At 63.9% G+C, this 12977-nt stretch carries 10 protein-coding genes; 6 read left to right on the top strand and 4 right to left on the bottom strand.

The annotated features are described in order from the left end of the window. The first annotated feature begins 125 nt into the window (after positions 1–125). Positions 126–995 (top strand): hypothetical protein, encoded by an 870-nt coding sequence (locus VKZ50_08985; protein ID HLJ59851.1) that lies wholly within the window; start codon positions 126–128, stop codon positions 993–995. Positions 996–1196: 201 nt separating this feature from the next. Here VKZ50_08985 and VKZ50_08990 read toward each other — a convergent pair whose 3' ends face one another. Beyond that, complete coding sequence (locus VKZ50_08990) at positions 1197–2417, bottom strand: FAD-dependent oxidoreductase (protein HLJ59852.1); 1221 nt, start codon at positions 2415–2417, stop codon at positions 1197–1199. Between the two features lie 1399 nt (positions 2418–3816). Between VKZ50_08990 and VKZ50_08995 the strand changes: the two genes are divergently transcribed. From VKZ50_08995 to VKZ50_09015, 5 genes are all read left to right on the top strand, one after another. Next, a complete protein-coding gene (locus VKZ50_08995) occupies positions 3817–4641 on the top strand; it encodes a hypothetical protein (protein ID HLJ59853.1) in 825 nt (274 codons plus the stop codon). 341 nt (positions 4642–4982) lie between these two features. After that, a complete protein-coding gene (locus tag VKZ50_09000; GenBank protein HLJ59854.1) occupies positions 4983–6320 on the top strand; it encodes an extracellular solute-binding protein in 1338 nt (445 codons plus the stop codon). Positions 6321–6381: 61 nt separating this feature from the next. Further along, entirely contained in the window at positions 6382–7251 is an 870-nt protein-coding gene (locus VKZ50_09005; GenBank protein HLJ59855.1) for a sugar ABC transporter permease, read from the top strand. After that, positions 7248–8078, top strand: a complete 831-nt coding sequence (locus tag VKZ50_09010; GenBank protein HLJ59856.1) for a carbohydrate ABC transporter permease — start codon at positions 7248–7250, stop codon at positions 8076–8078. Before VKZ50_09005 ends, VKZ50_09010 begins: the two co-directional genes overlap by 4 nt. 714 nt (positions 8079–8792) lie before the next feature. Further along, the gene (locus VKZ50_09015) at positions 8793–8993 is read left to right on the top strand and encodes a hypothetical protein (GenBank protein ID HLJ59857.1); all 201 of its coding nucleotides are present in this window, start codon (positions 8793–8795) and stop codon (positions 8991–8993) included. A 35-nt stretch (positions 8994–9028) separates the two neighbouring features. Here VKZ50_09015 and VKZ50_09020 read toward each other — a convergent pair whose 3' ends face one another. From VKZ50_09020 to VKZ50_09030, 3 genes are all read right to left on the bottom strand, one after another. Next, a complete protein-coding gene (locus tag VKZ50_09020) occupies positions 9029–10357 on the bottom strand; it encodes an FAD-binding oxidoreductase (protein HLJ59858.1) in 1329 nt (442 codons plus the stop codon). A gap of 28 nt (positions 10358–10385) precedes the next feature. Then, positions 10386–11453 (bottom strand): homocysteine S-methyltransferase family protein, encoded by a 1068-nt coding sequence (locus VKZ50_09025; GenBank protein HLJ59859.1) that lies wholly within the window; start codon positions 11451–11453, stop codon positions 10386–10388. A gap of 229 nt (positions 11454–11682) precedes the next feature. Then, on the bottom strand, positions 11683–12977 hold a 1295-nt coding region (locus VKZ50_09030), incomplete at its 5' end, for an amidohydrolase family protein (GenBank protein HLJ59860.1).

The raw sequence follows: 12977 nt of genomic DNA on the forward strand, positions 1-12977 counted from the left end.
ATGAGAACAAGGGACTGTCGCTCGTCGGATAGGTCGCAGGTGGTGTTTGACTAGCCAGGGGGGGCGGATCCGGAAAGGGTCCGCCCCTTGCACTTCCTACGAACCAACTGAAGGAGAGGGGTGTCATGAAGCGATTCGTCGTGCTAGGGTTAGGCACGCTTATCAGCCTCGGGTTTCTGGTCGCGCCCGGTACTTCAGCCCCATCCACGGAGATGTCGGCCGTAAGTTCGATCGAACCCACGAACTCGGCCTCGACCGTAGTCCGGGGAGTCAGCGGCGACGGCCATATCGTCGGTTTCTATCTTGACAAGGCGAAGAGACCGCACGGCTTCCTGTTCTTCAATGGCCAATTCACCTCAGTTGATGTTCCAAACGCCACGGCAACGGTCGCTGGTGGGATCAACGACGCCGGCGAGATTGTCGGGTACTTTCGCGACGACAGCAGGGGAGTTCACGGATATCGGTTCTCTTCGGGACAGTTCACCACGATCGATGTCCCGGGCGCGGCGGCGACGTATGCCGACGATATCAATGCCAACGGCCAGATCGTAGGAACGTACGACGATCGCTCGAAGCAGTCTCACGGCTTCCTGTTGAGCGGAGGTCACATGACCACCTTTGGGGTCCCGGGCGCAACGACAACCCTGGCCTACGGCATCAACGGCTCGGGGCAGGTCGCCGGGTACTACGTCGAAGGCGGCACTACCCACGGGTTCTTCTACGCAGGTGGACGCTTCACTACGATCGATGTTCCCAATGCGACTCAGACGTGGGCCTGGGGACTCAACGCCACAGGCCAGATCGTCGGATACTATCAAGACACCGCCCAGGCAATCCATGGCTATGTGCGTGACGCATTGGGGCATATTACGACAATCGATATCCCGGGCGCGAATGTGACGAACGCGTTCGGCATTAACGATGACGGCTGGATCGTCGGCGCCGACATCCAAAAAGGTGTGTACCACGGCTGGTCGATGCCGCCTCGCCAGTAACACGAAAACTTGGGGCGAATAGAATTCTGAGTAAGACTACGTGCCGGGGACTTATGGGAGGCCATAACCTGGTACAGCAGGAGCGTAGCGCAAGCGTCCCAATGGCTACGCTCCTGTTTGTCAGACGATCTCTTGTCTGTCAGATTGAGCGATCGAAATGGGTTGATGCCATCAACATCCGCTCCGGTACTGCGCTCACCGTCAATTGCTGGGTGCCGCCCGTGCGGGACTCTCGACGCGAGACCGGAACACACCGAATGCGATGAGGCTCGGCAGTAGGGTGCGCAGACCCGGCACCGCTAACGCCCCGCGGATCACCGGTGGGATGTGTGGCGGCCGCCCACCGTGTGCAAGCGCCGGGACCAGCAACTGTCGCTGCATCAAGGCCTGCAAGGTTTGCGTGATGCGGACCGAAAGCTCACGGCGGTGCTGCACCGCCGCGAGGCTCGTGTTCGATACCGATCCGTGCAGGAGCGGGCGCCACAGGATGTTGGCGGTCGCCGCCGCGTCCTGGATCGCCACGTTGATCCCCACACCGCCGACCGGTGACATCGCGTGCGCGGCGTCGCCGATTGCTAGGTAGCCCGCCCGGTACCAACGTGTGAGGCGATCGGATCGCACGGTGAGAAGTTTGATCTGGTCCCAATCCACGAGGGCGCCGACACGGTTCGCAAAGATCGGCAACAGATTGGCGACGGATCGGCGAAACGCTTCGAGCCCGGCCGCCCGCACGGCGTCGGCTCCGTCCTTCGGGATGACGTACGCGATCTGCCAATAGCTACCGCGGTCGAACATGGCGATGAAATGCCCGGGCCCGAGAATTGCCTGGACGTGTCCCGGGTCGTTTCGGTCGCGTGACAATCGGAACCAGAGTACGTCCATCGGTGGCGACGTCGTGGTTCGGGGGAGCGCCGCTGCGTCCCTGGTGCGCGATGAGCGCCCGTCCGCGCCGATCGTCAGCAGCGCACGCATATCCGTCTCCCCTGCGTCGGTCCGGTATCGAACGCCGCACACCGTGTCGCTCTCTTCGATCAGCCCGGAGACGTCCGCGTTCATGAGCAGCCTAAAGTTCGGGTACCGGCGCGCCTCGGCGGTTACGAAGTTCAGAAAGTCCCACTGCGGGACAAATACGATGAACGGAAACTTCGTATGCAGCACGCGAAAGTCGAACGACAAGGTCTCGCCGGCAGTGGTGCGCAGGGTGAACTGCTCGGCACGACTATGGGGCAGCGCCAAGAAGCGCTTAGCCAGGCCCAGGTCGTCCAAGATCTCTAAGGTCGAGGGGTGGATTGTGTCGCCTCGAAAATCGCGCAAGAAGTCGCCGTGCTTCTCTAACACGATCACATCAACGCCGGCCCGGGCGAGCAACAGCCCGAGCACAGCGCCAGCGGGTCCACAGCCGACGACACAGCAGGTGGTCACGGTCTGGTTCCTTTCGCGGTCGGCGGAATCACCTCGAGTGCCGCCACGCGCTGTTTGGATTCATCCGTGTCGGACCCTAATCCCATTCTTGGTTGGTCACGAACAGCCTTCCGAGACGTGAGACTACGGCCCCAACACACCGTTCGGTGTGCTGGGGCCGTAGCGTGTGTCCGTATCCGCACGATAGAAGCTCCGTTAGCGAACGATGAGATGACCCGTTAGCACCAAGAGCCCGGCTCCAAGAAGTAGTAGCGCAAGCAACATGGCCATCCACCTCCTCGCCGCGCCGTTTCGCGCACGCTGATTCTTCCCCACTCAACGACACTGTAACACTGGCGTAAGAATAGTGGCGACGCGTCATCGGCCGAGGCTCAGAGCGACGCACTTATTGACGTCCGACGGCCCGGTTTCGCACAGGTCAAGAGTGGGCAAAATATGTCTCGGGGAGGATAGGAGGGTTCACGATGTCACGTGTGTTGAAGCTAGCAGCAGTGGTCGTGTTTATCGTCGGAAGTGCGTCCCTGATGCTGTATGGTGTGCCAGCAGACGCGCAAGGCTATCATAGCAATGGACCCAGCGTGAACTTGAACATCCACTGGGGACCAAACACCTGGGGTAATTACTGTCAGAGCGACCGGTACGGGCACTTCTGGGGACGGGACCGGCGCTATGACCAGGCTTGTTGGGATAATCGGCACTATGCACGTGATTACCACCGCGATCAATGGGGCCGTTGGTAACGAGAACTAGATAGCGTAATAGAGGGGGGCGGGTCTCGAAAACTCCGCCCCCCTTTTCATTTGTGCTTGAAAACGTGGAATATATCCGAGCACAATTGATCTTCGCGATGTCGACATGGTAGTCGCTGAAGAATACTTTCAGGAGTCCAAGGAACCCGATGCGACGCGCCGGTGGTTCTGTCATGTTTTCACCCTCCTTGTTCCAAGGCCCGGCGACAATGCTGCTAACACGCTCAACGTTGGGGCTGCAGTCGTGACGTGGGCTGGTGTCCACCAGCGGGATACCGAAAGCCCCAGAAGGTCCTATGATCGGCAAAGCAGAAACTCGCTGCCAGCCCTCGTTGCGGGCACTGTCTCGCTGGGGATTTCATAACAGGCCATGACGACACTGTGATGCTTGGCGTGTAGTTTCCGCATAGCCATCGCGGTGCCCTGGGGACATAAGGGACATATCGCCCCGGTTCGGCGAGTGTACATCCGCGTGAGCGGACAGTGACTGTCTCTTGGAGGTCGTTGGTGGAAAGCTGAGCGGTATGCTTTACCGGAGCGCGACGAGCGGAAATCATCACTTGCTCAGTGTCGGACCCCGCGCAACATCAAGTTCGGGTTCGTGCCAGGGTGTCGCTTATCAGGGTGTCGTGTGCGCCCTGGACCATGCCATGACCTCCCCCACGCTGCTGACCGGCTTAATCGATATCCGGGCTCGAACGCGTGAGGCCGTGGAGGGGGGCGCGAACGTCTTTATGCTGGGCGCCGGCTTGCTCGACCAAGTGGTGCCGGAATTCCGCAGCACGACCGCGCTCGCGATCATGCTCACCGCCTCAGCCGCGGGCCGGCCAAGCGGGGCGGTCGTCACTCCGGTGAACTCGGTAGCGAGGGCGTTGCGCGCCGGCGCGGACGCGGTCGTGGCTTACGTCGCGCTGGCGGGAGAGAACGAGCCAGCGATGATCTCGTACGTGTCACAGATCGCCGAGGCCTGCGACCGCTGGGCGATGCCGTTCATCGCTGAAGCCGAATGGCCGAACGCATACGCCGGCGCGACGGACGTTCGGGGGACCCTGGACGCGGGCTACCTGTTCCGGAACGCGAGGCTTTGTGCCGAACTCGGGACCGACATCGTGAAGGTGAACTGGAGCGGGGATGTAGAGTCGTTTGGACGGATCGTGGAAGCCACACGCCGCCCTGTGATTCTCGCGGGCGGCACCCGGCTCAGTGACGCGGCGCTGCTCGATCGGATGGAACAGGCGATCGGCGCGGGCGCGATCGGCTGCTCGGTCGGGCGCAACATCTTCGAACATCGGTCTCCCCACGCGATGACCCAGGCGCTCTGTCGCGTGATTCGGGAGCGCTGGACGGCTCGCCAAGCGCTCGATGAGCTGCACGCGGCGGGGGTGTCCAATGGCGCTCGTGAGCCTCGAGCCGTTGCTCTTGCACGTCCGGGACGGCGGGGACGCCGTGGGTGCGTTCAGCACGATGGATGTTGACCTCCCGCAGATGATCATCGACGCGGCGGTGGCGATCGATGCGCCGGTTGTCGTCGCCTTGACGGCGCTGCGGGCGGCCGGCCTGGATTTGTACGCCCGCAGCGCGTCTGTGCGGGGGCGTCACATGAGTGAGGAGAATGGGGGTATCGCGCGGAGCAACGCGTCGCGTCTTGGGTGGCGGTCCCGAGCTACGGGGTTGGCACCGCCTCGACTCGAGACCGCTCCCTCGCAGCGCGGATCATTGCCGCGGTTGAAGACGAACTGTACGTAATGGATGAGCGACGAGGACCTTCCCCAGGGCCACCGGTAGTCTCGGGGAGACAATAGAGGAGGGAGTGCAGATGAACACGGAGCGTACGGCACGTCGCATGCCACGTCGGACGTTCGTCAAGGCCGCCGCGGGTGCGGGCTTAGCAGTGGCCGGAGGCATCGGATTTCCGCGAGCGGGTGAGGCGCAGGCTCGGACGTTGCGGATGGGCGCCGAGTCATGGGTGTACAAGAAGTTCAACCTGCAACAGTGGGGCACGGCATTTGGGAAGGCCCACGGTGTCGGGCTCAAGTTCGAGACGACCCCGGACAATGACATCTCACCGGAACTCTTGACGTGGTCGCGCGGGCGGACCGAGTGGGACGTGATCGTGGTCGGGCTTCCGCTGTTTGTCGCGCCGCTCGTTGGTCGGAACCTACTGGTCGATATGACCGGGTTCGTCAAAGGGGTCGGGGAGGACAAGTTTATCCCGACGTTTCTCAAAGATGTCCGGTTTGCGCAGGGCAGCGGGTGGTACTACCCCATGGTACCGTTCCTGGGCGAAGTCATTGGCGTCCAGGTCAACATGAAGATGTATCGTGCCGCCGGCCTCGTGGACCGCGCGGGCAACCCGAGGCCGATCCCGGCGTGGGACCTTGGGGAGATGGTCGACTACTTCCGCAAACTCGCGGCGGTGTCGCCCAAGGGCTACGGGCTCGGGCTCGACTGGGACAACGAGTTCGGCCTGCACAACTATCTCGCGCCGCTGGTGGGCGCGCGGGGCAGCATCTATAGTAAGAGCGACCCGAAGATGCTCGATTTCGAAAGCCCCGACGCCGTGAAGATCCTGACGTTCTATCGAAGCCTGCAGAAGGCCAACCTGCTGTTCGGCGACATCGCGCCGACGGCGTCGGGTGTGGCGCTCAGTAACTTCAAGGCCGGTCTGATCCCGGCCCACGCGACGACCGTGTCCCGGGCCGTCGAGTCGGCGCAGAACCTTGGCGCGGAGAACGTGTCCTGGATCTATTGGCCGGGAGCGGAACGCCATGGTTCGATCACGTACACTCACAACGCCTACATTCCGAAGGTTTCGCCGAACCAGGCGCTCGCCGAGCAGTTCATTCGGGAGCAGGTACTGTCGCTGCCCGCCCAGGTCTGGACGTTTAACAACTACGGGAAGCTGCCGTCCCAGAAGGAGGCCTACAGCCACGTGAAGTGGTTCCAGCGAGAGGCGGAAGCGACGCTGCGGGTCGTGAGCAATTCAACGCTTGAGCCCAAGTACAAGGGCATTGCGCAACTTGGAGAGCTGTTCACCTCGGAGACCCAGAAGGTCATCTTGCAGGGGACGGATCCCGTGCAGGCACTGGCCAACATCCGTAACGGGATTACGACGCGGCAAATCGACCTCACGCTCCTCGGATACAACGGGTGAGCTCCACAGAACTCCGACGGCAGGCGGAGGAGCGATCACGCTCCTCCGCCTGCGTGTGCTGATGCGCGAGCGAGCCTGGAGTGCTTACCTCTACCTCGGTCCTGCGCTCGTGTTCATGGGCGTGTTCATCGCCTATCCCATGCTCCGGTCGCTCTACTTCAGCTTCACCGCGTACAACTATGTGTACGATGCGGCCCCTCGATGGGTTGGATTGGGCACCTACGCTGCCGTCCTCAGGGATCCGGTGTTCCAGATCGCGCTCGCCAACCAGATCAAGTTCGGCATCCCGTTCTTCGCGATCGCGTTTGCGCTGAGCCTGCTTGTGGCCATCGCGCTCACCCAGGTGATCCGCGGGCGCACGACGCTCCAACTGGCGATCGCGCTGCCGATGATCATCCCGCCGTCACTAGGCGCGGTCGTGTTTCTGTGGCTGCTCGATCCCGGCTTCGGCATCGTCAACATCGCGTGGCAGGCCCTCGTTCGTACCCGGCCGCCTGAGTGGTTTCTCTCGCCGTCGCTCGCCCTGTACGTGATGGTGCCGATCTTTGTCTGGGAGGAACTGGCGTTTCCGATGGTGATCTTCCTGGTCGGTCTGCAAAGCATCTCCCAGAGCCTGTACGACGCGGCGAAGGTGGACGGCGCAACGTTCTGGGGCGAAGTGCGCTACGTGACGGTGCCGGCCCTCAGGCCGACGATGACGGTGGTGGCCGTCTACCTGATCACGCAATCGCTCAAGATGTTCGATCTTCCCTACGTGCTGACGCAAGGCGGCCCCGGCAACGCGACGTTCACCCTGTACTACTACACGTGGACACGGGCGTTCAGGTTTTTCGAGATGGGGACGGCCGCAGCAGCCGCCTATCTCACCGCGATCCTCATCGTGGGGTTCAGCCTCGCGACCGCGGGCGCGTTGCGCGAGCGTGGAGAATGAAGCGTCAGCCGCTGCACTACGCCTTGCTAAGCGGCGTCGCCGCAGCGTTTCTGTTCCCGCTCGCCTGGTTGCTGCTGACTTCGTTCAAAGTTGACACGGAGATCTACCACTACCCGATCACCATCCTGCCCCAGCGGTGGACGCTGGTCAACTACGTGTACGTGTTCACACAACTCGCCGGATTCGGGCGATTTCTCGTCAACAGTCTGGCGGTCACTGGAACCTCGGTGGTTCTGATCCTGGTCTTTGGCGCCCTCGGCGGCTATCCGCTAGCGCGCAAGGAGTTCCCCGGTAAACGCGCGCTTCTCGCATTTCTTGTCTTGGTGATCGCGGTCCCGTGGGTGATCTATCTCATCCCGACGTTCGTGATGGAGGAGGCTGTTGGCCTGCGAAACTCCTGGCTCGGTCTGATCCTGCCCTACGTCGCGTTGAACCTCCCGTGGGCGCTGTTGATCATGCAGAGTGCGTTCGTCGCGATCCCGCAGGAGGTCATTGATGCGGCGCGGGTGGACGGGGCTGGTGAGTTCCAGACGTGGCTGCGCATTCTCGTGCCGCTTACGACGCCGGGGCTCGCGACCACATTCTTGATCGTCTTTGTCTTTGTGTGGAAAGAGTTCTTGTACGCCGTCACGTTGATGACGGAGAGCGAGTGGCAAACGCTCCCGGTTGGCATCATTCAAATCAAGGCTCAACTCCAAAGTCTCGCCTTTAACATCCTGAGCCCGACGATTATTGTGACCTTACTCCCGATCTTGGTCGTGTTCTTGCTCCTGCGGAACTTCTTGACGGCAGGTGTGCTGGGCGCAGGCGGGTTTGGCAAGGAATAGCTCGACGTGCTGGTGGAAACGCGACACTGTCCGGATGCTCGCGACGAATGCCGGCGCCACTACGGAGGAAGCATGGAGTTCCTCGATCTCCATGGCACACAGGAGTTCTCGTCTGCACACCACATCCAGAAATCCCTTGCCGATTCGCCACGTTCAGGCGTGAGCCTTGCTTGCTGGGAACCCGGACAGATTTCGCGGATTCACAGCCACTCCGCAGCGGACGAGATCGATTACGTGTTGGAAGGTGAAGCAATCTTCCGCAATGCCCACGCTGAACAGCGCCTGGGTCCCGGCGGCACTGTCCGTTTCCGATCTGGAGAAGTGCATCAGGTCGAGAGTGTGACGCGACTGGTGCTCTACCGCGTACAGGCCGGTGCCGATCGAGGTTCCAACGTTCTTTCCTGCGTGGCCACAGCGGTGAATCAGCCGAGAGCTCCGGGCGGGTCAGGTCCGGGGTCTCCCGAGGCAGGGGAGACGGCAGAGACGAGACCGATCTTCGATAGCGCCGGGATCTGCACGGCCGTGTCTGCGACCCGCATATCGATGGTGGGGGCATCTCCTTTCCACGGCGTGAGGTCGGGGCCGACGGAGCGCAGCGACCGGCGCGTTCGCGCCCGACCGCGGAGACGCGGGGCGGGGCGGCCGCACTCCGGCGCCAACGCGAGGCACACGTGACATCGTTGCGTACGTTTCAGGCAACGGAGAACGACGGGCATGTTCATGATGTTCGGCTGGTTGGTCGCGATCCTGGGGTCCGCGCTGGCGCTGATTGTGATTCTGTGGCTCCGTGGGCACGTGGCGATGCCCGCCGGTCTCACTATCCTTACCGACGCGCTCGTCGTGGTGCTTGTCGGCGCCGCGCCGGCGCTTGTCGCGTATTGGCTGCTCCATCGACTGGTGCGGAGCGGCAAGTGATCTCCACGCGCGTGCGTCGATGCCGGACGTATTGTCTAGCTCCAGGGGAACGGGCTCGTGGAGACCGGGTGCAAGTTCCCCTCGGCGTACCGGGAGAAGCGGAACGGCTGGAGGATCGCGCTCGATTCGCCGAGGATCTCCTTCGCGACGAGCTCGCCGACCCCGATCATCTTGAAGCCGTGATTGGAGTCCGCGATCACGTAGCAGTTTTGCCGGAAGACGTCGAACACGGGGAAGTTGTCAGGCGTGAAGGCTCCCAGGCCCCCGGACGGTTCCCGTCTGTACAGGGACGCCTTGTGCTCGAAGCGCGTTTGACAGAACGCTAGTGCCGAGCACCACAGGCGGACGAAATCCTCGCCGACCACGAATTCGGGGGACTCGGTGCCGTACGGATCGATGGGTGCGTCGTCGTTGTCGACCGGACGCGGCGCGGCGCCGCCCTGGACTCCGTCGAACATGAAGTCGGGTTTGTAGTAGATGCCCCACAGTTGGTCGGTGATCAGCGCGCCGTCGATGTCGGAGTACAGCGGTGCGTCCGTGTCGACGTGAATGACCGGCGGCATCCTGCCGTCGTTGGTCTGCTGAAAATTGGGGTCGACCCCGAGGGTGCCCTCCTGCAGGCACAGGTAGCGCCACATCTTGACGCCGTGATGCGCGTTCCCGCCGAGCACCACGGTGATCGTCATCGGCAGGTCGAGCATGGCCCAGACGGACCGGATCCACGGGCCGACGCCGAGCACGACGTAGTCCGCCGCTACGACCCCGTGGTCGGTGTCCACCGCCGCGATCGCTCCGCCCGATTGCCGGAAGCCGGTGACGCGGACGTCGGTGGCCATGCGCACTCCTTCGGCGAGCGCCATGCGCGAGAGGCCCACCATCGAGGCCCTATTGTTGGCGTAGCCGCCCTTCTTCTCGTGCAGGACGGACGTGATGCCCCGTGCGCGCCAGTCGTGGAAGAGTCTTTTCATGTAGGTGGTGCACTCGGCCGCCCCTTCGATGAACACCGAGGGGTATCCAATGGCCTGTTGTTGGGCGTGGATCGCCGCAACGCCTTCGTGCATCACTTCGGGGCTAATCTGCATATAGCCCACCGGATGGTAGCTCAGCACGTCCGGGTGGCGCTCCCAGACACTCACGCTGTGGGCCATGAGTGCGCGCATGGCGGGTTGGAAGTAGTTGTTGCGGATCACACCGCAGGCGATGCCGGAGGCGCCGGCGGCGACGCCCGTCTTGTCGACGATCAGGATGTCCGCGCCGCTTCCCTTGCCCCGCGCGCGGAGCTCCCGTGCGAGATGGTACCCCGTGCTCAGGCCGTGGACCCCGGCTCCGACGATCAGGTACTTGGTGTGGGGCGGGAGGGTCATCGTGGCATCCCTGCGGGTGCGCCGCGCGCTACAGCTTGGAGGTGTAGTCGCGGTTGTGCCTCCGGAGGCGGGGATCAGTTCCGAAGGCATAGTGCTTCGACATATCCGGCGAGTACCGGCTGGCCTCGGGACTGCGCCCCAGCGCTTCCGCCATCGCCCGCACGTGGTGCGGCGCGCCGCCGCAGCAGACCCCAATGTAGCGGACCCCGAGGTCGTAGGCCGCTCGGGCAAACGCCGCCATTTCGTAGCGGGTGCACGTGAACGGATCGAGGGCAACGGGGAACGAGCGCGGCGTCGGCAGGCTGTCACCGGCCGGGTCGCGCAGCGACTGAAACGTCGGGGACTCCGGTGTCGTCCGGTATGGCACGGGCAGCCCGGCGACGTGACACGAGACGGCGTTGCGGGCGGCGCGCAGCAGCGGCAGCATCGTCGCGGGACCGCGGGCGCAGTTGAGACCCACCACGTCCGCGCCCGCCTGTTCGAGCGAGCGGACGCTCTCCTCGAGCGGCACCCCGTCGCGCAGCCCGTCCAGGTGCACGGCGAGCGTGACGACCGCCGGCAAGCCCGCCCGTCTGATCGCCTCCAACGCGAGCAGCGCCTCGCCGTGGTAGGAGAACGTCTCGGCGATCACCATGTCCACGCCCGCGTCTGCGGCCCACGCCACCTGCTCGTCGAACATCATGCGCGCCTGCGCGGCAACGGCCGCGTCGCCGGGGGCGTAGATCGTCGTATTCGAGATGTTGCCCGCGACGAGGGGCGGGTCCCCGGCGCTCTCCGCTGCGACCGCCTTGGCGATCGACAGGGCGTTGCGCTGCAGGGCCTCCAGGCGATCCTCTTTGCCGATGAGCCGCAGTTTCTCGCGGTGACCGTAGTACGTGAACGCTTCGACGACGTCGCTGCCCGCCCGCACGAACTCCCGGTGCAACTGCGCCACTACGTCCGGGTGGTCGAGGACGACCTCGGGGACGTACGCACCGGCTTGCAGATAGCCTCGCCGTTCGAGCTCAAAAAGGTATCCTTCGGCGCAGAGCACCGCGCCGTCGGCGGCCAGCCGGTCGAGGAGCCCGCGGCTATGCGAGCGGGGTTGCACGGTCATCCAGCACCTCCCTTTGCCGCGGGCCGCATCTTCAGCCTGGGCGGTCCGTTTCCCTACCGTGGGCGGCGGCTGGGATGGCGTGCGATCGGCGCGCCGACCACTCCTCGAAGGTCACGTCGAGGCGCGGGATCAACCGCAGGGTCGGGCCCGTCGGCACGGTGAGCATATATGGTATGCATCGTGACGGCTCGGCCCGGAGGCGTTCCCCTCACACCGCCGGCGTTTCCGGCTAGGCCACAAGGGTCGCTCTGATCCTGGACAGTTCATGGCGGATGCGCTCGGTGTCCAAGTGCGGCGGCGCACCGTGTTCAAAAACAGGCTGACCGTCGATCACGACGGTGTCGACGTCGCCTCCAGAAGCGGAGTAGACGAGGTGCGAGCACGGGTCCGGTGCCGGCACGGCGTTGGGCACGTCGCTCCGCAGGGTGACGATGTCGGCGCGAGCGCCGACCGACAAGGCGCCGATATCGCCGTCGAGGCCGAGACTGCGCGCGGCTCCGTGCGTGACCCAGGACAAGGCCGTTCGACACGGCAGGGCCTGCGGGTCGCCCGATGCGACTTTGTGATGGAGGGCGGCGAATTTGAGGTCAAACCACGGGTCCATGGTGTTGTTGCTCGCGACGCAGTCGGTGCCCAGGGCGACTTGCGCTCCGGCCTTCCACAGCTGCCACCCGGGAGCCACTGCGCCTTCGATCTTGGCGTTGCTGACGGGGCAGTGGGCGATGACCGTGCGGGTGCGTCCCAGGAGTTCCAGTTCTCCCGGTTCGAGGTACGTGCAGTGGGCGGCAACGACGCGCGGGCCCAGCAATCCCAGGCGGTGCAGGAGATGCACGCATCCGTCGTCGCCTCTCCGTCGCGCTGCGGCGACCTCGTCGCGGGATTGCGCCACGTGGATGAACGTCAGCGCGCCGAGTTGTTCCATTCGCGCTCGCACCCTGGCGAGCAGGGCGTCGCCGCAGGTGTCGGTGGCGTGGGGGCCCAGTCCGGCGAAGATCCGGCTCGTCTGGCTGGTGCCCCAGCGGTCCAGCACGTCCTCAGATTCGGACCAGGCGCGGTCCCCGGCCTGATCCGTGAGGGTCTGGGTCACGACGGCGCGGATCCCGCTGTCCCAGAGTGCTTGTGACGCCTTCCCCATGCCCGATCCGCGATCGGCGATGAACGTCACCCCTCGTCGCAGCAGTTCCCACGCTCCCGCCAGCGACGACCAGTAGCGGTCCTGACGCGACATCCGCGATTCCAGCGCCAGCGCCCGCGGGAGCCATGCGCTGGCGGGGACGTCGTCGATGAGTCCTCGCAGCGCCGTCATCACGGTGTGCGTGTGGAGATTGATCAGTCCGGGCAGGACGTAGTGTCCGGAGGCGTCGAGCCACTGCTCGTCTGGCAACCGCGTGTACCCGTCGCGGCGTCCCACATAGATGATCCGGCCGCCCTGCCAGACGACCAGGCCGTCGTCGTGAATGCGATCCTGTTCGTCGCATGTGACCACCGTGCCGCCCGAGATCGCCCGCCGCACGTCACGGCTGT

The organism is bacterium (assembly GCA_035295165.1).
GTDB lineage: Bacteria > Sysuimicrobiota > Sysuimicrobiia > Sysuimicrobiales > Segetimicrobiaceae > JAJPIA01.